Annotated in this window: 19 protein-coding genes; 5 read left to right on the forward strand and 14 right to left on the reverse strand. The window is 65.0% G+C overall.

Going from position 1 to position 21216, the window contains the following annotated elements; all coding sequences use genetic code 11:
- The first annotated feature begins 27 nt into the window (after nt 1–27).
- Genes ON062_RS02940 through ON062_RS02950 form a run of 3 tightly spaced genes read left to right on the forward strand, consistent with a single transcriptional unit; the run spans nt 28 to nt 3881 of the window.
- A complete protein-coding gene (locus ON062_RS02940) occupies nt 28–627 on the forward strand; it encodes a PadR family transcriptional regulator (RefSeq protein WP_274645633.1) in 600 nt (199 codons plus the stop codon).
- Nucleotides 624–2432 carry a sulfatase gene (locus ON062_RS02945; protein WP_274645634.1) on the forward strand — a complete coding sequence of 603 codons (1809 nt, stop codon included), beginning with the start codon at nt 624–626 and terminating at the stop codon, nt 2430–2432. Before ON062_RS02940 ends, ON062_RS02945 begins: the two co-directional genes overlap by 4 nt.
- A 36-nt stretch (nt 2433–2468) precedes the next feature.
- On the forward strand, nt 2469–3881 hold the full coding sequence (locus tag ON062_RS02950) for an MFS transporter (protein ID WP_274645635.1): 1413 nt from the start codon (nt 2469–2471) through the stop codon (nt 3879–3881).
- A 60-nt stretch (nt 3882–3941) separates the two neighbouring features.
- On the opposite strand, the gene ON062_RS02955 is transcribed toward ON062_RS02950, so the two are convergent.
- Entirely contained in the window at nt 3942–4868 is a 927-nt protein-coding gene (locus ON062_RS02955; protein WP_274645636.1) for a LysR family transcriptional regulator, read from the reverse strand.
- A gap of 85 nt (nt 4869–4953) precedes the next feature.
- Between ON062_RS02955 and ON062_RS02960 the strand changes: the two genes are divergently transcribed.
- Nucleotides 4954–6036 carry an aminotransferase class V-fold PLP-dependent enzyme gene (locus ON062_RS02960; protein ID WP_274645637.1) on the forward strand — a complete coding sequence of 361 codons (1083 nt, stop codon included), beginning with the start codon at nt 4954–4956 and terminating at the stop codon, nt 6034–6036.
- Here the strand turns inward: ON062_RS02960 and ON062_RS02965 are convergent.
- Genes ON062_RS02965 through ON062_RS02985 form a run of 5 tightly spaced genes read right to left on the reverse strand, consistent with a single transcriptional unit; the run spans nt 6020 to nt 11915 of the window.
- Nucleotides 6020–7297: an MFS transporter gene (locus tag ON062_RS02965; protein WP_274645638.1), complete on the reverse strand. Its 1278-nt coding sequence runs from the start codon at nt 7295–7297 to the stop codon at nt 6020–6022. The two genes, ON062_RS02960 and ON062_RS02965, sit on opposite strands and share 17 nt — an antisense overlap.
- Complete coding sequence (locus ON062_RS02970) at nt 7294–8064, reverse strand: fumarylacetoacetate hydrolase family protein (RefSeq protein ID WP_274645639.1); 771 nt, start codon at nt 8062–8064, stop codon at nt 7294–7296. Before ON062_RS02970 ends, ON062_RS02965 begins: the two co-directional genes overlap by 4 nt.
- Nucleotides 8065–8116: 52 nt before the next feature.
- Nucleotides 8117–9217, reverse strand: coding sequence for a branched-chain amino acid aminotransferase (locus ON062_RS02975; RefSeq protein WP_274645640.1), 1101 nt, complete (start codon nt 9215–9217; stop codon nt 8117–8119).
- 48 nt (nt 9218–9265) lie between these two features.
- Nucleotides 9266–10333: a 3-isopropylmalate dehydrogenase gene (locus tag ON062_RS02980; RefSeq protein ID WP_274645641.1), complete on the reverse strand. Its 1068-nt coding sequence runs from the start codon at nt 10331–10333 to the stop codon at nt 9266–9268.
- 34 nt (nt 10334–10367) lie between these two features.
- Nucleotides 10368–11915: an MFS transporter gene (locus tag ON062_RS02985; RefSeq protein ID WP_274645642.1), complete on the reverse strand. Its 1548-nt coding sequence runs from the start codon at nt 11913–11915 to the stop codon at nt 10368–10370.
- A gap of 75 nt (nt 11916–11990) precedes the next feature.
- On the opposite strand from ON062_RS02985, the gene ON062_RS02990 reads away from it, so the two are divergent.
- Nucleotides 11991–12542, forward strand: coding sequence for a TetR/AcrR family transcriptional regulator (locus ON062_RS02990; protein ID WP_274645643.1), 552 nt, complete (start codon nt 11991–11993; stop codon nt 12540–12542).
- Between the two features lie 19 nt (nt 12543–12561).
- Here ON062_RS02990 and serA read toward each other — a convergent pair whose 3' ends face one another.
- The 8 genes from serA to ilvD form a co-directional block, all read right to left on the reverse strand.
- Nucleotides 12562–14166, reverse strand: coding sequence for a phosphoglycerate dehydrogenase (gene serA, locus ON062_RS02995; RefSeq protein WP_274645644.1), 1605 nt, complete (start codon nt 14164–14166; stop codon nt 12562–12564).
- Between the two features lie 127 nt (nt 14167–14293).
- Nucleotides 14294–14668 carry a bacitracin resistance protein gene (locus ON062_RS03000; RefSeq protein ID WP_274645645.1) on the reverse strand — a complete coding sequence of 125 codons (375 nt, stop codon included), beginning with the start codon at nt 14666–14668 and terminating at the stop codon, nt 14294–14296.
- Nucleotides 14656–15180, reverse strand: coding sequence for a DNA polymerase III subunit gamma/tau (locus ON062_RS03005; RefSeq protein ID WP_274645646.1), 525 nt, complete (start codon nt 15178–15180; stop codon nt 14656–14658). Before ON062_RS03005 ends, ON062_RS03000 begins: the two co-directional genes overlap by 13 nt.
- Before the next feature lie 30 nt (nt 15181–15210).
- The gene (locus ON062_RS03010; RefSeq protein WP_274645647.1) at nt 15211–15942 is read right to left on the reverse strand and encodes a copper homeostasis protein CutC; all 732 of its coding nucleotides are present in this window, start codon (nt 15940–15942) and stop codon (nt 15211–15213) included.
- Between the two features lie 126 nt (nt 15943–16068).
- Nucleotides 16069–17094 carry a ketol-acid reductoisomerase gene (gene ilvC, locus ON062_RS03015; protein ID WP_274645648.1) on the reverse strand — a complete coding sequence of 342 codons (1026 nt, stop codon included), beginning with the start codon at nt 17092–17094 and terminating at the stop codon, nt 16069–16071.
- A 51-nt stretch (nt 17095–17145) separates the two neighbouring features.
- A complete protein-coding gene (gene ilvN, locus ON062_RS03020) occupies nt 17146–17655 on the reverse strand; it encodes an acetolactate synthase small subunit (RefSeq protein WP_274645649.1) in 510 nt (169 codons plus the stop codon).
- 1 nt (nt 17656) lies between these two features.
- A complete protein-coding gene (locus tag ON062_RS03025) occupies nt 17657–19459 on the reverse strand; it encodes an acetolactate synthase large subunit (protein WP_274645650.1) in 1803 nt (600 codons plus the stop codon).
- Nucleotides 19460–19506: 47 nt separating this feature from the next.
- Nucleotides 19507–21213 carry a dihydroxy-acid dehydratase gene (gene ilvD / locus ON062_RS03030; protein ID WP_274645651.1) on the reverse strand — a complete coding sequence of 569 codons (1707 nt, stop codon included), beginning with the start codon at nt 21211–21213 and terminating at the stop codon, nt 19507–19509.
- Between the last annotated feature and the right edge of the window lie 3 nt (nt 21214–21216).

Raw genomic sequence — 21216 nt, forward strand, 5'->3', positions numbered from 1 at the left:
ACATAGCTCGATGACGAGGAGAGAGCGATGAAGTTCGAGAACGTGTTGCTGGGTGTGCTGTCGCTCAAACCGTTCCATGGCTATGAGCTCTTGAAGTGGTTCGACGCTGAGGGTCAGTTCATTCGCTCGAACACGCACCACAGCCAGATCTACCGCGAACTCTCGCGCATGGTGAAGAACGGCCTGGTCGAATTCGAGGTCGACCCGCGAGAGGGGCGCCCCGACGCGAAGGTCTACCGCATCACCGAGCACGGCCACCGCGTGCTGCTGGAGTGGATCCACTCGCCGTACGAGCCGACCAGCCGATTCCAGGACGCCGACTTCAACACGCGTTTCGCCTTCTCCGTCGGCCTGGACTTGGGCGCCGCACTTCGTGTGGTCGAGACCGAACTGAAGTATCGGCGCGAGCAGGTTGCCATCAGTCGCGTTCGTGCGCGCGGGCTGAATGGGGCCGACGCCGTCGAAGGTTTCGACGCTCACGCCTACTCGCGCTACGGCGAGGAGATGCACCGCTACGGCGCCCACGCCGTGGATCAGTGGATGGAATGGCTCGAGCAGATGCGCTCGAAGTTGATCGCAGACATCACCGCAAACGCCGGTGACCCAACCGCAAAGGAGCTCGCATGAGAGCCATCATGGTCATGTTCGACAGCCTCAATCGTCGGATGCTTCCGCCGTACGGTGGCGACTGGGTGCACGCCCCGAACTTCGAGCGTCTGGCCGCCAAGACCATCACGTTCGACAACTGCTACGGCGGATCGATGCCATGCATGCCCGCGCGCCGTGAGCTGCAGACCGGTCGCTACAACTTCCTGCACCGTTCGTGGGGACCGCTGGAGCCATTCGATGACTCCGTGCCGGCGATGTTGAAGGATGCCGGGGTGCATACGCACCTTGCGACCGACCACCAGCACTACTGGGAAGACGGCGGAGCGACGTATCACAATCGCTATTCGACGTACGAGTTCTTCCGCGGCCAGGAGGGTGACCCGTGGAAGGGTCAGATCGCTGACCCCGATATGCCGGACGCGCTCGGCATGACGTCCACGCTCAAGCCGAAGCTCTGGCGACAGGACTGGGTGAACCGTGCCCACCTCCAAAACGAGGCCGATCACCCGCAGACGCTCACGTTCGACGCTGGCGTCGAGTTCATCGAAACCAACAAGGATGACGACTCGTGGTTCGTGCAGATCGAGACGTTTGATCCGCACGAGCCCTTCTTCAGCTACGCGGAATACAAGGCGCACTACGCCGCAGCCGAGTACGACGGCCCTCACTTCGACTGGCCGGACTATGCGAAGGTCACCGAGACGCCAGAAGCGGTCGAGCACGCCCGCGCGGAGTATGCAGCCCTGCTGTCGATGTGCGATGCATCCCTCGGACGAGTTCTCGACCTCATGGACGAGCACAACATGTGGGAAGACACGATGCTGATCGTGTGCACCGACCACGGCTTCATGTTGGGTGAGCACGGTTGGTGGGGCAAGAACGTCCAGCCCTGGTACGACGAGACCATCCACAACCCGCTGTTCGTCTGGGACCCCCGCTCACAGGTGGCAGGCGAACGCCGCGGCTCGCTCGTGCAGACGATCGACTTCGGACCCACTCTGCTCGACTTCTTCGGCGTTGAGCGCACGGAGAACATGCAGGGCCAGTCACTGGCATCCGTCGTTATCGATGACACGCCGATCCGCGAACACGGCCTGTTCGGTATCTTCGGCGGACACGTGTGCGTCACCGACGGGCGATACGTGTACATGCGCGCGTCCGCGACACCGCAGAACCAGCCGCTGTCAGAGCACACGCTCATGCCGACGGTCATGACCGGATTCTTCCCGCATCAACAACTCGCGCACGCGCAGTTCGTCGACCCTCTCCCCTTCACGAAGGGACTCAAGGTCCTGAAGACGCCGGCGCAGTCATGGGTGAGCCCGTACGCGTTCGGCACCCAACTGTTCGACCTCGAGACCGACCCCGACCAGGTCGCGCCGCTGCAGAACCCGGAACTCGAACTCACGATGGCTACAGCGCTTCGCGACGCGATGCGGGCGGCCGATGCTCCCGCCGAACAGTACGTACGCTTGGGCCTTCCCGAGGAGGGGCCACTGAACGAATCGCATCTGCTGATCGACGCACAGTGGCCTATGTTGCAAGCCTCACTTGCGCCGGCCTCGCACGCCGAAGACTTCGGCGCTGACGGGATCATCCTCGAGCGTCCACTGACGGAGCTGCTGACGGATGCACGTACCCGCGCGGTACTGGTCGAGCACGCTCCGATGCTCGCAGGCGGGCCGGTCGCGGCCATGATCGGCGGCATGACCTTGCTCCAGGTGGCCGCGATGATGGTCGGCCTGCTCCCCCGCCCCGTTCTCGCGGGACTCGCCCACCAACTCACCCAGGCCGTCGCCACCGACAACGTCGACGCGCACTAACCCGCCCCTCACACAACTCACGAAGGAGTGACCACTATGTCCAACGAATACTCTGCGTCGGCGGCGACCCCGCAACCTGCGGCGTCCGCCCCGACCGTGACTGCCGCAATCCGACACGGTGACCTCGACAAGAAGGGCGGCGTTCCTCGTCGCAAGACGAACCTCGTCGTCCTTGGTGGATCGATGGTCGTCGACGGCGGCGAAGGGAGCATGGCCACCACCCTGTTCCCTGTGATCGCTACGGCCCTGTCGATCGGCACCGGCGCACTCGGCGTGCTCGCAGCGGTCGGCCGCATTGTCGGTGTGGTCGCCGGCCCCGCATGGGTGTTCCTAGCGAAGAAGTTCGGCCGCAAGTCGATCCTGGCGATCGCAACGGGCTTCTGGGGAGTCTGGGCGATCGCCGCCGGCTTCTCGCAGGACTTCACCCAGCTTCTGGTGCTCTACGGCATCATGGCAGCCGGAACGGCCGCCGCGCACGCGATCGTTCCCGAGGTGATCGGCGACTCGTTCACTGACAAGCAGCGTGGACGCGTCGTTGGGTGGCTCTACGGCGGCACTGCCGCGGTGGGCAGCCTCCTGGCTCCGCTCATCGGTCAGCTCGCCAACATCGAAGACGGCTGGCGCTACGGCTTCTTCGTGTTCGGCGCGATCAACGTCTTCTTCGGCGTGCTGATCCTCGCGTTCTACAAAGACCCGGGCACCGGTGGTGGTGAAGAGCAACTGCGCACGTTCACGCAGGCCGAGCGCCAAGAGGCATCCAAGATCACGTGGGCAAAGGTGCGGGCGCTCATGACGATCCCCAGCTACCTGATTCTGCTCGGCAGCCGTCTGCTTTCGAGCCACCTGCTGCTTGCGGTGTTCGGTGTCACCATGCTGGTGCAGGCATACGGATTCGATGTCGCGGTCGCCGCAAGCGTGATGGCGCCGTTCGGTATCGGATATCTGCTGGGAACCGTCGTCGGCGGCTTCCTGTCTGACTGGCTGAACAAGGTCAGCGTCAACTACGGCCGCATCGCCATGTTGCAGGGCGCTCAGCTGTTGTTCGCCGTGTTCGCGTTCTTCACGACGCAGTTCGCCTATGGCGGCATCCTGCCCTACCTGGTTCTCTTCGGGCTGTGCGGTATCGCCCAGGGATTGAACCCGGGCGTCAACCGTCCGCTCGTCATGGCGATCGTGCCTCCCGAGCTGCGTGGCGCGGCATTCGCGATCTTCGTCTCGATCATCGAGTCGATCGGGTTCGCGATCTACTCCATCCTCGGTGGCGCCCTGGCGACCTCGATCGGGCTGCCCGGCGTGATGCTGTGGCTGGTCAGCGGAGTGATGGTCGTGAACGCCGTGTTCCTGACCCTGCTCTACAAGCCCTTCAAGAAGGACCGACTGGCGCTGGAGTCAGAGCTGGATCGTCGCCGGATCGAAATCCTCGAGCGCGAGGCGGCCGCGGGAGCGTAACCCGACGGCGCGCACGACAGAGGCGGGGTGAGAGTTCGCTCTCATCCCGCCTTCGGGCGTTCACCGCTCGAACAGACGCTCGATCCCGGCGAGCGTTGCCTGGATTGCAGGCACGCGTTCGGCGCCCCGCGCCGTCACTACGTGAATGGTGCGTGCTTCTTCGTTCGGCAGCGGGATCGTGACGATACCCGGAATCTGGGGGAACGATTCCACGGCCAGACGAGGGAGTGTTGCCACGCCAATCCCCTGCGCAACGAGGCTTTCCACAGCGACGACGTTGTCGGTCTCGAACGCGATGTCGGGCGCGAAACCCGCTCGCGCGCACAACTCGAGCAGATGCCCACGGCAACGCGGGCAACCAGCGATCCATCGCTCCCCGGCCAGGTGTGAGACCTCGATGCTGGCGCCTGCTGCGGCAAGATGTTCACTGGGCAGCACGGCCAGCAAGTCGTCCGCACCGATCGTGGTTACCGACAGGCCTCGGGCACTCTCGCCGTGGGGATCATCGCGGTCACCGGGATAGCTAAACGTGAGAGCGATGTCGGCACGATCTTCGCGCACGGCAGCGACGGCTTCCGGCGGTTCAGCCTCAAGGTAGGTCACAATCACGCCGCTGTGGCGCCGGGCGAGATCCGACAAGAGCCTGGGGACAATGGTCGGCGAAGCCGAGGGGAACCCGACAAGCCGTACACGGCCCGACCGTAACCCCCTTAGCTCTGCGAGTTCGCCGGCCGCGGCATCCATCGCCGTCGTCACCGCGGACGCATGACGAGCCAACACCCGCCCCGCTTCGGTCACCCGCACAGTACGCCCCACGCGCTCGACAACTGGCAGACCGATGCGCTCCTCGAGCCGTTTCACATGCTGACTGATCGCGGGCTGGCTGTAACCGAGGGCCACTGCAGCTGCCGTGATCGAGCCGCCGTCAGCGATGGCCTTGACGATCCGCAGCGATGCCGCGTCCACGTCAATGTCCCAGCGGTCCATACGCCGAGGATACATAACATGACTGCATGTTTTTCATCGAATACCTCCCGTAGACGCGCGGTATCAAGTTGCGCACGCTTAAGAAGTGAACTTCCCCAGTACCGGCCCAGCCGTGACCCGACTCGAAGATGCGCAGGCCCAATTCGTGGGCGGTCGCGGCTATCTCGCGGCGTGCACAAGCGGTCTTCCGACCCTCGCCAGCCGAGCAGCTGTCATTGCGGACATGGATGCCGCGACGAACGGACGCGTCGATCTCGACGCATATTGCCTCAGCGTCGAGGCCTCACGAGCATCCTTCGCCTCCCTCGTCGGTGTCTCTGCAGAGCGAGTCGCCATTGGATCCCAATCTTCGGTGGCGGCAGCGCTCGTCGCCGCGTCCCTTCCGCAGGGCGCGGAAGTCCTGATCGCCGAAGGCGACTTTTCATCCATCGTGCTGCCGTTCATCCATGCCGGTCGTGGACTGCGCGTGCGCACGGCGCCCCTGCGCGACCTAGCAGGAGCGATCGATGCCCGCACGCACATGGTCGTCTTCTCCGTCGTGCAGTCTGCAACGGGCGAGGTGGCGGATGCGGCGGGGATCGTGGCAGAGGCGAGGCGCCACGGCGCGCGCACCTTCTGCGATGCCACCCAGGCGGTGGGGTGGCTGCCCGTGCGGGCGACAGATTTCGATGCCCTCGTGTGTCACGCATACAAGTGGCTGTGCGCGCCTCGAGGGGTGGCGTTCCTCACCCTGTCGGACGCGCTCGCCGCCGATACGCCCGCGCTGTTCGCGGGCTGGTACGCCGGCGCGGACCCCTGGGCGACGTGCTACGGCGGCGACGGCGTCCTCGCACCCGACATCACGCGGTTCGACGTATCGCCCGCGTGGCAGGCGTTCGTAGGCGCCGAGCCAGCCTTGGCGCTCCTCGCTTCCGTGCAGCCCGACGCGCTGTACTCATACACGACGGGGCTCGCAACGCGATTCCGCGCCGAACTGGGTCTGCCGGAAGTCGCACGCCCGAGCGCGATCGTCACGTGGGATGACCCGCATGGCGACGATCTACGGCAACTGGCTGCCGCAGGCATCACCGCATCCGGTCGCGCGGGGCGCGCAAGAGTCGCGTTTCACATCTTCAACGACGTGCGCGACGTCGACACGGCCGCGCGGGCAGTCACACAGAGTCGCTGACCCGCGCTCGAAGTGCCATCGGCGCGGCCAGAATGGTTGCCGCGACCAGCACCAGCACCACCAGTGCGAGCCCGCCGTAGCCGATCCACCCCAAGACGACACCGGCGAGAATCGCGCCGACCGCCCCGACCATCGACATGGTGAAGTCGCTGATGCCCTGCCGTCGAGTGCGTCGGTCTTCTGCGGATGCTTCGGTGAGCAATGCGGACCCCGCGACCGTGGACGCGCTCCATCCGAGGCCGAGCAGCACGAGAGCCACGGTCACCATGCTCGTGTCGTCCTGACCGAGCGACGCCGTCACCAGAGCGGCTGCGAGCAGCACTTGCCCGACGAGCACCGTGGCGACACGTCCGACACGGTCGGCGAGGATTCCGAACACCGGCGCGAGCGCATACATCCCCGCAATGTGCAGGCTGATCGTGAACCCGATGACCGACAGCGATGCACCGTGATGCAACAGGTGCACGGGCGTCATCGCCATGACCGAGACCATGGTTCCGTGGGCCGCGGCGACCGCAAAGATCGCATACGCTGCCGCCAGCGGGCGATCAGTTCTCGCAATGCGCAAGGCGACCGACGAGGGTTGCGCTACGACGCGCTGCGCGAGCAACAGCGGGTCGGGACGCAGGACGACCAGGTACACGAGCATCGCGAGCACTTGTGCGACGAGCGTGAACGCGTACGGTCCGGTAAGCGGTGGCATCCCGAGGGCGTCGCCGATCAACTCACCGGGTCCGGTGAGATTCGGACCGAGCACGGCGCCGATAGTCGTAGCCCACACCACGATCGACAGATCTCGGCCCCGCGACGCGTCGCTCGCGAGATCCGCCGCAGCAAAACGCGACTGGAGGTTTGCCGCTTGACCTGCGCCGACCAGCAGGAACGACGTCAGCAGAAGGGGGAAGGATGCCACGGCCACCGCCGTGACGACCAGCAGCACTCCGACCAGGGCGATGCCCATGCCGACTGTCAGCGAGACTCGGCGCCCGTGTGAGCGCGCCAGCCTGGCAAGCGGAACCGCGATGAGCGCCGTGCCGAACGTGACCGCGGCTGCGGCGAGCCCGGACAGTGATTCGTCGCCCGAAATCTGTGCCGCGAGCACCGCGCCGAGGGAGATCGTTGCGCCGAACGCCAATCCGCCAAGCACCTGGCCGAGCGACAGCGTCCACACGGTCCGTCGCTGCACGCGCGCGACGTACTCCGGTGAGGCTGCGAATGAATCAGCCGCTGAAGCGGTCCCCGGCGACTCTCGCCCGCTCATGTCGCAGCGCGAGCAGAGTTACGCAGAATACCGAGACCGGTGATCTCCACTTCAACGGTGTCGCCCGCAACGAGTGGCCCGACGCCTGCCGGAGTGCCCGTGAGGATCACATCGCCCGGCAACAGCGTGAATGCCTGCGAGGCGTAGGCGATGATGTCGGCAACACCGAAGATCATGTCGCTTATAGGCCCGTTTTGACGCACCTCACCGTTCACGCGCGACGTGATCATCGCCCCGCCAGCCAGATCGAACTCGGTCTCGATTGCCGGGCCTAGCGGACAAAATGTGTCCATCCCCTTTGCGCGCGCCCACTGTCCGTCGCGACTCTGAAGATCGCGGGCCGTGACGTCGTTAGCGATCGTGTATCCGAACACATAGTCCAGCGCGTTCTCGGCGGACACATTCTTCGCGATCCGACCGATCACCACGGCGAGTTCACCCTCGTAGCTCACCGACTCGGTAATTCCCGGCAGGACGATTGCATCACCCGGCCCCACGACGGCGGTGTTCGGCTTGAAGAACAGCATCGGCTCGACGGGAACGTCGTTGCCCATCTCGGCTGCGTGATCGCGGTAGTTCCGCCCCACGCACACGACCTTCGAACGCGGAATCACGGGCGCGAGGAGCGCGGCGTCTGCCAGTGGCACGCGCTCCCCCGTGGTGTCGTATCCGGCGAACATGGGGTCGCCGGCCAACACGACGAGTTCTCCCCCGTCGACGATGCCGTACTTGATGCCGTCCTGGTGACTGAAGCGTGCGATTCTCACCGCACCAGCCTAGGCCCGCCGCGCGCCTGCGCGCACGACGGGCGAGACCTCATCAGGCGTCGAGGCGCGTCAGCCAGCCGTGCGTGTCTTCGCGGCGGCCGTACTGAATGTCGGTCAGCTCTTCTCGCAGTGACAGCGCCAACTCGCCGGTGGGCTGCTCGTCGAGGAAGTCAGCCCCCTTCAGCACACCGATCGGCGTCACCACGGCGGCCGTTCCACACGCGAAGACCTCGACGATGTCTCCGGATGCCACGCCCTCACGCCACTCGGTGAGGGACACCGCGCGCCCTTCGACCTTGTGCCCGCGATCACGCGCCAGTTGAAGGATGGAGTCGCGGGTGATGCCTTCGAGGATCGAGGGCGACTCGGGAGTGACGATCGTGCCGTCCTTGTACACGAAGACGACGTTCATTCCGCCGAGTTCTTCGACGTTGCGATCCTGGTCGAGGAAGACGACCTGGTCGCACCCGTTCTCATACGCTTCGGATTGCGGCAGAAGGCTGGCCGCATAGTTGCCGCCGGTCTTGGCAGCGCCCGTGCCCCCCTTGCCCGCACGTGCGTAGTCCTCACTCAGCCAGATCGATACCGGCTTCACTCCGCCACTGAAGTATGCGCCTGCGGGGCTTGCGATCAGGTAGTACGCGACCTTCTGCGCGGGCCGCACTCCGAGGAATGCCTCTTTCGCGAACATGAAGGGGCGGAGGTACAGGCTCTGATCGGCACCCGACGGCACCCACGCGCCGTCGACCGCGATGAGCTCGCGGAGGGACTGCAGGAAGTACTCAACCGGCAGTTCAGGCAGCGCGAGCCGACGCGCCGATCGCTGCAGGCGCCGGCCGTTCTGATCGGGCCGGAACGTGTGGATCGAACCGTCTTCGTGCCGGTACGCCTTGATGCCTTCGAAGATCTCCTGACCGTAGTGCAGCACGGCTGCCGCGGGATCCAGCGAGATCGGACCGTAAGGCTGCACGCGCGGGCGGTGCCAGCCGCCGTTTACCGACCAACAGATGTCGACCATGTGGTCGGTGAACTTCTGGCCGAAGCCGGGATTGGCGAGAATCTCCTCGCGCTCGGCGGTGGTCGCCGCGGCGAGGTTTCGCGTGACAGAGAAGGTCAGCGGTGCGGGTCCGGTGTCGGAGTCGAGAAGAGTCATGGGTTCACATCCTGGCTGTTCGGTACGGCAAGGCCGCCTGGTCTCAGGTTACGCCTCTAGACGCGCAGTGATGGCGTCGCCGATCTGAGAAGTGGTTCGTGCAGTGCCGTCGCGGTCCGCGATGTCGTTCTCGACCGCGCGCGTAACGCGCTGCGATTCGGCGGTGTACCCGAGGTGATCGAGCAACAGAGCCACCGAGAGGATCGCGGCCGTGGGATCGGCCTTCTGCTGGCCCGCGATGTCCGGCGCCGAACCGTGAACGGGTTCGAACATCGAAGGGAACGCGCCGCCGGGGTTGATGTTGCCCGATGCGGCGAGGCCGATGCCACCGGTGACGGCGCCAGCCAGGTCCGTGAGGATGTCCCCGAAGAGGTTGTCGGTGACGATCACGTCGAAACGACTCGGGTTCGTGACCAGGAAGATGGTTGCCGCGTCGACGTGCAGATAGTCTACGGCCACGTCCGGGTGCTCGAGGGACACCGCGTTCACGATGCGCTGCCACATGCCACCGGCGTGCACGAGCACATTCGTCTTGTGAACGAGGGTGACCTTCTTCGACCGGCGTTCGGCAAGCTCGAACGCGTAGCGCACGACCCGCTCGATGCCGAACGCCGTGTTCACGCTCGTTTCATTCGCGACCTCGTGCGGCGTACCCGTGCGAATCGACCCCCCGTTGCCGACGTACGGTCCTTCGGTTCCCTCCCGCACCACGACGAAGTCGATGTCTCCCGGTTCGTCCAGCGGACCGGGAACACCGGGGTAAAGCTTCGACGGGCGAAGATTGACGTAATGGTCAAGAGCGAATCGCAGTCGCAACAACAGACCGCGTTCGATGTTGGCATCCTTCAGTCGCGGATCGCCCGGCACACCGCCAACTGCTCCGAGCAGGATCGCGTCGTGAGCCGCGATAGAGGCCAGATCGTCGTCGGTCAGCGTGTCACCGGTTTCGAGGTAGCGCCCGGCGCCCAGCGAGAAGCGCGTCTTCGAGAACTGGATGCCGCTGCCCGCCGTGACCGCGTCAAGCACCTTCTCGGCCTCGGCGACGACCTCAGGTCCGATTCCGTCACCCGGGATGACAGCGAGCTTGACGACGGTGGGCTCCTGGACGTGCGACATCGCGCTCCTTCTCCATAGTTTCACCCGCTGACGCTCAGCGCTTGTCGGCGGATGCCGCGCGGGTCCCTCCCAGGGTAGTGGCCGCAACGACAGCGGCGAGCACGACGAGTCCCGCGCCGATGAGCGATGTGACGGTCACACCGGCATCGAACGCCGCCGCAGCGGCATCGGCAATCGCCGTCCCCAGTGCTCCCCCGGTCTGATCAGCAGCGTGCACGGCTCCCGCCAACGTCTCCTTGGCAGCACCCGCCGACTCGGCAGTGACCCCTACGGGAAGCGAGATGTTGGCTCGGTACAGCGCGGTGAGCACACCGCCGAGCAGGGTCGTGCCCAACACTGCGCCCAGTTCATAGGCGGTTTCGGACACCGCGCTCGCGGCACCGGCCTTCTCCGGCGGAGCGCTCGCCAGCACCAGTTCATTCGACACCGTCTCTGCGGCCCCGATCCCGATACCCAACGACACAAAGGAGAGCACCAGCAGCGTGATGCTGCCCGTGGACGCCGCCACGCCGAGGTAGCCGATGACCGAGAACCCGAGTGCCACGGGCACGATCACGCGGGCGGGGAACCGCTTTGCGACGGGGACCACAGCCAAGCCGGACGCGATCATGGCGACAAGCCCGGGCACCAAGGCGAGCCCCGCCTGCAGCGGCGAGAGTCCCACGATCAACTGCAGGTGCTGCGTGACAAAGAACAGAAACCCCACCAGTGAGATCACGCTCAGGAGGTTCACAAGCAACGCGCCGCTGAAAGTGCCGCGCCGGAACAACGCGACGTCGATCATCGGTGTGGCGAGCGCGCGTTGCCGTCGGACAAAGATCGCGGCCACCACAGCACCAGAGATGACGAGAGCGATGGCGAGCGCACTGGGGCCGCGCACCGCTGCTTCCTTAATCCCGTATACGAACGGCACCATCGCTGCCATAGACAGCACGATGCTCCACAGATCGATGCGACCTGGTGCAGGATCCCGACTCTCAGGAACCAGGAGGGGCGCGAGGACCAAAAGCGGCACAAGTACGGGAACCGACATGAGGAACACCGAGCCCCATGCGAATTGCTCGAGCAGCACGCCACCGACGATCGGTCCGAGCGCCGCACCAGCCGAGAATGCGGCCGCCCATACCGCAATTGCCAAACGGCGCTGATCTCGGTTGACGAAGATGCTCCGCAACAACGACAGCGTCGACGGCATGAGCATCGCACCGAACACACCCATCGCCGCCCGCGCGACGATCAGCAATCCTGCCGTCGGCGCGAACGCGGCGAGAACCGACACGACGGCGAAGCCGGTCGCGCCGATCAGAAGCATCCGGCGCCTGCCGAAACGGTCGCCGAGAGACCCCATCGTCACCAGCAATCCCGCGAGAACGAGGGGGTATGCGTCGATGATCCAGAGCTGCTGCGCGGATGTGGGTTCCAGGTCGAGCGCGATGGCGGGAAGCGCGAAGCTCAGCACCGTGTTGTCGACGGAGACCAGCAGCACGGGCAACATCAGCACGACCAGGGCAGCCCATCCCCGCCATCCCACGCGGGCGCCATCGGCGTGCGTAATGGGTCGAGTCGGCGTCGCGGTCGTCATGGCATCCTCTATTTCTATACCGTCCAGCCGGTATAGTATCAGATGCGCGTCAACACGATGGATACCATCGAGACCATGAGTCGCCCACCCCTCGCGCGAGAGAAAGTCCTCGATGCGTTCGAGCAGATTCTGATCGACGAGGGTGAACGCGCAGCAACCATGGATGCCACAGCGCGTACTGCTGGCGTGTCGAAGGGCGGCCTGTTGTACCACTTCGGCACCAAGGACGCTCTGGAGTCGGCACTGCTTGAGCGTTTGGTCGGTCTCGTCGACGAAGACATCGCGGCCATCACGAACGCTGACGAAGGCCCGGTTGCGTACTTTCTTCGTTCATCGGCGATGGAAAGCAGCGCGCTCGATCGCACACTCATCGCGGTGTCGCGGCTTGCGCAAAGTGGCAATGCGACCGCGGTTGGCGTGCTGCACGATGTGCGTAGGCGATGGAGCGACACCATCCGACCGCACGTGGCCGACGAATCGGCCCACGATCTGGTGATGCTCGTGAGCGACGGCCTGTACTACAACAACGCTCTCGCCGGTTCAGCAATTGCCGGCCCGGTCCCTCGCGGTGCAGCGATGAATACGCTCATCACCCTTGTCGAGGCGGCGGTGAAGCGCCGCCCCTGACTCAGGACTCAGTGCTCTCTCAGGACTCGGTGATCTCGATCTGGCGGAACAGATCGGCGTCGATGGCCGAGCTGACCTCGCCGAGCAGTTCGTCAGACACCGGCGAGTCCACCGTGAGCACAGACAGCGCCTGACCGCCTGCTTCGCGGCGGGCGATCTGCATGCCGGCGATGTTGATGCCAGCCTCGCCGAACTTCTGCCCGTACACCGCAACGATTCCCGGGCGGTCGGTGTACACCATCACCACGTGGTGCTGCTCGATCGGCAATTCGATCGCGTAGCCGTTGATGCCCACCAGTTTCTCGATCTGCTTGGTTCCCGTCAGGGTTCCCGAAACCGACAACTGCGATCCGTCCGAGAGTGCACCGTTCAACGTGATCACGTTTCGGTACTCCTCGCTCTGGTCATCCACGATCAGACGGACCTCAACACCTCGCTGCTCTGCCAGCAGAGGCGCGTTTACGTACGAGACCGACTCGCTCACGATGTTTGTGAAGACGCCCTTCAGTGCCGCGAGCTTGAGCACACTCACGTCGTAGCCGTTCAGCTCGCCGTGCACCTCGATGTCGAGGCTCGTAAGCGGCGAGTGCGCGAGGGCGGCGAAAATCTGGCCCAGCTTCTCGACCAGGGGGATGCCGGGGCGCACATACGGATCGATGACGCCGCCCGCGACGTTGACGGCGTCCGGCACGAGCTCTCCGCCGAGCGCGAGGCGGACCGACTTGGCAACCGATACGCCCGCCTTCTCCTGTGCTTCTTCCGTGGACGCACCCAGGTGCGGGGTGACGACGACATTGGGCAGATCGAGCAGCATGCGCGCAGAACCACCCTCAGCCGGCGGCTCGGTCGTGAAGACATCGAGTCCGGCGCCGGCGATCTCACCGGTGGTGAGCGCCTTGAACAAGGCTTCTTCGTCGATCAGGCCACCGCGAGCAACATTGATGACGCACGCGGTGCGCTTCATCTTGCGGAGCTGATCGATGCCGATCATCCCCGTGGTTTCTGGGGTCTTCGGCATGTGAATCGTGACGAAGTCACTCTGCTCGAGGAGCTCATCAAGCGACAACAGTTCGACACCCAACTGCTGAGCGCGAGCGCTCGTCACATAAGGATCGTACGCAACCACGCGCATGTCGAATCCCTGCAGGCGAGCGGCGATCAACGCACCGATGCGACCGAGACCGATGATGCCGACCGTCTTCTCGAAGAGTTCCGTACCGGTGTACGAACTGCGCTTCCACGCGCCACCAGCCAAAGAGGCGTGCGCCGCCGGAATGCGACGCGCAAGCGACAAGATGTGCCCGATGGTGAGTTCGGCGGCCGAGATGATGTTCGACGTCGGCGCGTTCACCACCATCACACCGGCCGTCGTGGCGGCCTTGATATCGACATTGTCGAGGCCGACGCCCGCGCGCGCCACGACCTTGAGGTGGGGCGCTGCTGCCAGTGCCTCCGCGTCGATCTTCGTCGCCGAGCGAATCAGCACCGCGTTGGCGACAGCCAAAGCCTCGAAGAGCGCCGTGCGGTCGGTACCGTCGACGTGGCGCACGTCGAAGTCGGGGCCGAGCGCCTCGATGGTGGCAGGGGAAAGTTCTTCGGCGATGAGCACGACAGGCTTCGTCACAGGATGAATTCCTTTGGGGCAGTGCGCGACGGCATGAACGACGGATACCGCGCCACACATCCTCGGGGCGGGGCCTCGACCAGCCTAGCGCGACAGATCACGGCCCCTGCCCGTGTGACGGCAGGTGTCAGCCGACGAGCTGGGTGGTGTTGAGGGTGGAGTATGCGACAACGTTCAACCAGAAGACGGCGACCAGTGCGAGGCCCGTCACCATGACGAGTGCCAACACGGTCGCAGGGCGTCGTCGACCGAGGGCGAACGCCGCGGCCCACACCAGGAGCGGGAAGGCCGCCGCAAAGATCCACAAGAACCAACCGAGCGCGTTCAGACTCAATCCGAGGTCCCCCGCGACCTGAGCCGTCTGGACGAGGTTGCTGATCGCGTTCCACATCGCGTACGCGAAGAACAGCCCGAATGCGCCAGAAATCGCAGTCACGAGCCAGGTGGGTGCCCCGTGGCGCGATGGCGTGGCATCCGAATTCGTCGACATCACTGCCCCCACGCCCCAATCATGACGAATGGCCACGGGACCAACAACGCGAGCCCGGCGACCAAGCACAGAATACGGATCCAGGTCGCGGTGTTCCGTGTGAGCACGAATGTCGTCCCGAACCACAGTGCCGGCGCCATCACCGCGAGCCAAAGACTGCCGACGAACATCACATCGGCCACAAGATACTGTGCCACCCCCTGCAAACGGAGGCCGCCGATCACCCAGCCGACGGTGTACAGCGCATACGCACCGCCCACAACGCCCAGCGTCACTAACGCCGCGTTGCCCAGCGGCGCCTGCGCGGCCGCCTCGTGCGACGTCGACGTCACGGCATGGTTCTCGCGTTCTTCCGCGGCGCCGGCGGACACGCTCTTGGCGGGGTGCACGTTGTCGGCCAGCGGCGCCTCCACTGCTGGCGGCACCTCTCCTGCGGGGCCTACCGGCGCGGTGGCGGCAGCGGCATCGAGAGTGGGATCATCGTCGCCGTCCCACCGCAGGGCATCGTCGCGTTCGGAACTCACTCCCCCAGCGTACTTCGCCCGGGCATTCGATCAGCGCGAGGCGAAAGCAACTGCCTGCCGCACGAGGGCGACGTCGGTGGCGTCGTGGCCCGTACTGGTGCCGCCCCCGGGCCCCGCGGGCGCGTCCTCACCGACGCGGTGACGCGCCGAGAGGTGCACGGCGTCGACGCCCGCCGCCACGAGGGCTGGGATGTCCGTCGGCGAAACTCCCCCACCGGCCATCACTTCGACTCGCGCGTTCGCCTGCGCGGACAACGCCGCCAACGTCTCGACGCCGTCGATCGCTCGTAGTGCTCCTCCAGAGGTCAGGACGCGGTTCACCCCTGCGTCGACGAGCAGTGCGAGAGACTCCAGTGGATCCCGGGACGCATCGATCGCCCGGTGGAACACCAGAGTGGCGTCGCCCGTGGCATCCCGCCACCGCTGCACGACCTTTGTGTCCACAGCACCACCGGCATCCAATGCGCCGACCACCACTCCCCCCACGCCTCGAGAAACGCACGCGTGAATATCTGCCGTGACAACGTCCACCTCTTCGTCCGAGTACACGAATCCGCCCGGCCGGGGGCGCACGAGCACGAAAACCGCGGCGGGGTCTACCGCTTCACACGTCGCTTGGATGAGGCCCAGCGAAGGGGTGAGGCCGCCGACCTCGAGCGCCTGGCAGAGCTCGAGCCGTTGCGCACCGGCCGCAAGAGCAGAGCGCGCACCCACGGCATCCTGAACGGCGATTTCGACGGGGACGGAAGACAGCGATGACACGACACTCAGGCTATCGGTGTCGACCTGCGCGTTCCGCCACCCAAGCCAAGAGCCCGGCCCCTTGTAGGGACCGGGCTCGTGTGGCTTCAAAAGCCGAGCTCGACGGGTGACGTCGAGGGTCTGCGATCAGCGCGCGGCGCTGCCTTCGATGTAGTCGGCGTCCTGCTGCTTCCATGCGAAGAGCGAGCGCAGGTCCTTTCCAACCGCTTCGATCGGGTGCGACGCAGCCTTCTCGCGGAGTTCCTGGAACTCGACGGCGCCGTTGTCCTGGTCGTCGATGAACCGCTTGGCGAACGCACCCGACTGGATGTCGGCGAGCACCGCCTGCATGTTCTCCTTCACGCGAGGGTCGATCACGCGCGGCCCCGAGACGTAGTCGCCATACTCAGCTGTGTCAGAAACCGACCAACGCTGCTTGGCGATGCCGCCCTCCCACATGAGGTCGACAATGAGCTTCAGCTCGTGCAGAACCTCGAAGTAGGCGATCTGCGGCTGGTAGCCCGCCTCGGTGAGCGTTTCGAAGCCGTACTGGACCAACTGCGAGACACCGCCGCACAGCACGGCCTGCTCGCCGAACAGGTCGGTCTCGGTCTCTTCGGTGAACGTGGTCTTGATGACGCCGGCGCGCGTCCCACCGATGGCCTTGGCGTAGGACAGGGCCGTGGCCCAGGCGTTGCCCGATGCATCGCGCTCAACGGCGATGATGTCGGGGATGCCGCGCCCAGCGACGTACTCGCGACGCACCGTGTGACCCGGGGCCTTCGGCGCGACCAGGATGACGTCGACGCCCTCGGGTGCGTCGATGTAACCGAAGCGGATGTTGAATCCGTGCGCGAAGGCAAGGGTCTTGCCGGCGGTCAGCTTGTCCTTGATGCTGTCGGTGTAGATCGAACGCTGGTGCTGGTCGGGCGCGAGGATCATGATCAGGTCAGCCCACTCCGCGGCATCCGCGACGCTCTTGACCTCGAAGCCCTCGTCCTGCGCCTTCTCGGTCGACTTCGACCCTTCCTTGAGCGCGATGACGACCTGCACACCCGAGTCGCGCAGGTTCTGCGCGTGGGCGTGACCCTGCGAGCCATAGCCCACGATCGCGACCTTCAGGCCCTGGACGATGCTCAGGTCTGCGTCGTCGTCGTAGAAAATCTCAGCCATCTTCGTATTTCTCCTTGATATCGGGGTTCGTGTGGAATCGGATGCCGCGGATCAGCCGCGGAGCACGCGCTCGGTGATGCTTTTGCCACCGCGACCGATGGCGAGCAAACCCGACTGGGCCAACTCTTTGATGCCGAACGGTTCGAGTGCGCGCAAGAAGGCGTCGATCTTGCCTTTGTCACCGGTGATCTCGGCGACGATTGCGTCGGGTGCGTAGTCGACCACGGACGCGCGGAACAGATTGACGACCTCGAGCACGTTCGACCGTGTCGAGTTGTCGGCGCGCACCTTGACGAGCATGTGTTCACGCTGCACCGACGTCGAGAAGTCGAGCTCGACGATCTTGAGGACGTTGACGAGCTTGTTCAACTGCTTGGTGACTTGCTCGAGGGGCAACTGGTCGACGTCAACCACGACGGTGATACGCGAAAGTCCGGGAACCTCGGTGACACCCACGGCCAGCGACTCGATGTTGAAGCCGCGACGAGCGAAGAGCCCGGCGACGCGCGTGAGAAGACCCGGCTTGTCCTCCACGAGGAGGCTCAGCACATGACTCGACATTTCAGTCCTCCTGCTCGAAAACCGGCGCGTGGTCGCGGGCGTACTGTACGTAGCTGTTGCTCACGCCCTGCGGCACCATGGGCCACACCATCGAATCAGCGCTCACCACGAAGTCGATGACCACGGGGCGATCGTTCGTCTCGAGTGCGAGGGCGATCGCAGCATCCACCTCTTCTTCCTTCTCCACGCGGATCGCGAGGCACCCGTACGCTTCGGCGAGCTTCACGAAATCGGGAATGCGCACCGTGCCGTGGCCGGTGTTGAGGTGCGTGTGCGAATAGCGACCGTCGTAGAACAGCGTCTGCCACTGCCGCACCATCCCGAGCGACGAGTTGTTGATGATCGCCACTTTGATCGGAATGTTGTTCAGCGCGCAGGTCGCGAGCTCCTGATTGGTCATCTGGAAGCAACCGTCACCGTCGATCGCCCACACATGGCGATCCGGTTCGGCCACCTTGGCGCCCATCGCGGCCGGCACGGAGTAGCCCATCGTGCCCGCGCCACCCGAGTTGAGCCAGGCGTTCGGACGCTCATACTTGATGAACTGAGCCGCCCACATCTGGTGCTGGCCAACGCCAGCGGCGTACACGCCTTCGGGGCCGGTGAGCTCACCGATGCGCTGAATCACGTACTGGGGTGCCAGTAAGCCGTCCGTCGTCGGCGCGTATCCGAGCGGGAACTCGTCGCGCAGGCCGTCAAGGAACGCCCACCACTCGTCGGTGTCCCGTGCAACATCGTCTGCCGCCGCGCGGTACGCCACCTCGAGGTCGACCAGAACATCCTTCAAGTCGCCCACGATGGGGACGTCCGCAGTGCGGATCTTGGAGATCTCTGCGGGGTCGATGTCAACGTGCACGACCTTGGCGTGCGGCGCAAACAGCGACGCCTTACCGGTGACCCGATCGTCGAAACGCGCACCGAGCGACACCAGCAGGTCAGCTTCCTGCAGTGCGAGCACGGCGGGGACGGTGCCGTGCATGCCGGGCATACCCAGGTGCTGCGGGTGGGAGTCCGGAAACGCGCCGCGCGCCATCAGCGTGGTGACAACCGGGGCGCCCGTGGTCTCAGCGAGAGCCGACAACTCTGCCGATGCCTGTGCCCGGATAACACCACCGCCGACGTACAACACCGGCTTCTTGGCTTCGGCAAGCAACTGAGCCGCGGCTTGAATCTGCTTCCCGTGGGCTTTGGTGACCGGGCGATATCCCGGAAGGTCGATCTTCGGCGGCCACACGAAGGGCACCTCGGCCTGCTGCGCGTCCTTGGTGATGTCAACCAGCACGGGACCGGGCCGGCCAGTCGAGGCGACCTCGAAAGCAGCGGCGATTGCACCCGGGATCTCGCTGGCATCCTTCACCAAAAAGGAGTGCTTGGTGATCGGCATGGTGATGCCGACGATGTCAGCCTCTTGGAACGCGTCCGTCCCCATGAGCGTCGAGAACACCTGGCCGGTGATACACACCAGCGGTACCGAGTCCATGTAGGCATCGGCGATCGCGGTCACAAGGTTCGTTGCGCCCGGACCGGAGGTCGCGATCGCGACGCCGACCTTGTTGGATGCCGCGGCGTAGCCCTCGGCAGCGTGACCGGCACCCTGCTCGTGGCGCACGAGGATGTGGCGCAGGTCGGTGGAATCCATCAGCGGGTCATAGACGGGAAGGATGGCGCCGCCCGGCAGACCGAACACGTCGGTGACGCCGAGCAGCTCAAGCGAGCGGACGACCGCCTGTGCTCCCGTGAGCACAGGCGCGGATGCGGTGCGTGCGGGGGGCCGGGGAACGGCCGTCGCGGATTCGGCAGGCATGATGATGAGTCCTCAGAACGAGAGAAGAACGGTTGTCTGTAGCCGGGTCACCCGGTGGTCGCGCCCTGCGCTGCAGAGCCGACCAGGCGAGAGTACTTGGCAAGGACGCCACGGGTATAGCGCGGAGGAAGGGGCTCCCAGCCGGAGCGGCGGGAGTTCAGCTCTGCGTCGTCGACGAGTAGGTCGAGAGTGCGAGCCGCGATATCGACCCGTATCAGATCACCATCGCGCACGAAGGCGATCGGACCGGAGTCCACCGCTTCGGGTGCTATGTGGCCGATGCACAGGCCGGTTGTGCCGCCTGAGAATCTGCCGTCCGTCAAGAGTAGTACATCTTTTCCGAGGCCCGCGCCCTTGATGGCCGCGGTGATGGCGAGCATCTCGCGCATACCCGGTCCGCCCTTGGGTCCCTCGTAACGGATCACGACAACGTCACCTGCGACGATCTCGCCGTTCGTAAGGGCGTCCATCGCGGCTCGCTCGCGGTCAAAGACCCTGGCGGGCCCCTCGAACACCGATGCGTCGAAGCCCGCGGTCTTCACCACGGCCCCCTCGGGTGCAAAGCTACCCTTCAGGATGGTGATGCCACCGGTTTCGTGGATCGGGTTGTCGAGCGTGCGAATGACCTCACCGTCCAGCGGGTCGGGGTTGAGCGCAGCGAGATTCTCAGCAAGGGTCTTTCCCGTCACCGTGAGCACGTCGCCGTGGAGCAACCCGGCATCGAGCAGCGCCTTCATGATGACCGGCAGGCCGCCGTGCCGATCGACGTCGGCCATGACGTAGCGGCCGAACGGCTTCATGTCGGCGAGGTGAGGAACCCGGTCGCCGATCCGGTTGAAGTCATCGAGGGTGATGTCGACCTCAGCTTCCCGAGCAATGGCAAGCAGATGCAACACGACGTTCGTCGAACCGCCGAGCGCCATTGCCACCGTGATTGCGTTCTCGAAAGCTTCCTTCGTCATGATGTCGCGAGCGGTGATGCCGAGGCGAAGCATGTTCACCACAGCCTCGCCCGAACGATGCGCGAAGTAGTCACGTCGACGGTCGGCCGAGGGCGGCGAAGCCGAACCCGGAAGGCTCATTCCGAGCGCCTCTGCAACAGACGCCATGGTGTTGGCCGTGTACATGCCACCGCACGCGCCTTCGCCGGGCGCGATCGCACACTCAATGCGCTTGAGATCCTCTTCGCTCATAGCACCGGCCTTGCACGCACCGACAGCCTCGAACGAGTCGATGATCGTGACTTCCTTCTCGGTGCCGTCGGAAAGCTTCACCCAGCCCGGGGCGATCGAGCCCGCGTAGAGGAAGACGCTGGCCAGATCGAGGCGCGCGGCAGCCATCAGCATGCCCGGCAGCGACTTGTCGCAGCCCGCGAGCAGAACCGATCCGTCAAGACGCTCCGCCATCATGACGGTTTCGACGGAGTCTGCGATGACTTCGCGCGACACGAGCGAGAAGTGCATGCCCTCGTGCCCCATCGAGATGCCGTCCGACACCGAGATGGTTCCGAATTGCAGCGGGTATCCGCCACCCGAGTGGACACCCTCCTTCGCCCCTTGCGCGAGACGATCGAGACTCAAGTTGCACGGCGTGATCTCGTTCCAGCTGGACGCGATGCCGATCTGTGGCTTTTCCCAGTCCTCGTCGCCCATGCCCACGGCACGGAGCATTCCGCGCGACGTGGTGGCTTCGATGCCGTCGGTGACCACGCGACTGCGCGGCTTGATGTCGATGTCGTTGTGCTGCTCAGGCATTCT

The organism is Microbacterium sp. C7(2022) (assembly GCF_028823665.1).
GTDB lineage: Bacteria > Actinomycetota > Actinomycetes > Actinomycetales > Microbacteriaceae > Microbacterium.

Bases quoted from the DNA above. Each gene is read 5' to 3' on its own strand.
- ON062_RS02940 (WP_274645633.1), top strand. From the start codon at position 28: ATGAAGTTCGAGAACGTGTTGCTGGGTGTGCTGTCGCTCAAACCGTTC.
- ON062_RS02945 (WP_274645634.1), top strand. From the start codon at position 624: ATGAGAGCCATCATGGTCATGTTCGACAGCCTCAATCGTCGGATGCTT.
- ON062_RS02950 (WP_274645635.1), top strand. From the start codon at position 2,469: ATGTCCAACGAATACTCTGCGTCGGCGGCGACCCCGCAACCTGCGGCG.
- ON062_RS02955 (WP_274645636.1), bottom strand. From the start codon at position 4,868: ATGGACCGCTGGGACATTGACGTGGACGCGGCATCGCTGCGGATCGTC.
- ON062_RS02965 (WP_274645638.1), bottom strand. From the start codon at position 7,297: ATGAGCGGGCGAGAGTCGCCGGGGACCGCTTCAGCGGCTGATTCATTC.
- ON062_RS02975 (WP_274645640.1), bottom strand. From the start codon at position 9,217: ATGACTCTTCTCGACTCCGACACCGGACCCGCACCGCTGACCTTCTCT.
- ON062_RS02980 (WP_274645641.1), bottom strand. From the start codon at position 10,333: ATGTCGCACGTCCAGGAGCCCACCGTCGTCAAGCTCGCTGTCATCCCG.
- ON062_RS02985 (WP_274645642.1), bottom strand. From the start codon at position 11,915: ATGACGACCGCGACGCCGACTCGACCCATTACGCACGCCGATGGCGCC.
- ON062_RS02990 (WP_274645643.1), top strand. From the start codon at position 11,991: ATGAGTCGCCCACCCCTCGCGCGAGAGAAAGTCCTCGATGCGTTCGAG.
- ilvC (WP_274645648.1), bottom strand. From the start codon at position 17,094: ATGGCTGAGATTTTCTACGACGACGACGCAGACCTGAGCATCGTCCAG.
- ilvN (WP_274645649.1), bottom strand. From the start codon at position 17,655: ATGTCGAGTCATGTGCTGAGCCTCCTCGTGGAGGACAAGCCGGGTCTT.
- ON062_RS03025 (WP_274645650.1), bottom strand. From the start codon at position 19,459: ATGCCTGCCGAATCCGCGACGGCCGTTCCCCGGCCCCCCGCACGCACC.
- ilvD (WP_274645651.1), bottom strand. From the start codon at position 21,213: ATGCCTGAGCAGCACAACGACATCGACATCAAGCCGCGCAGTCGCGTG.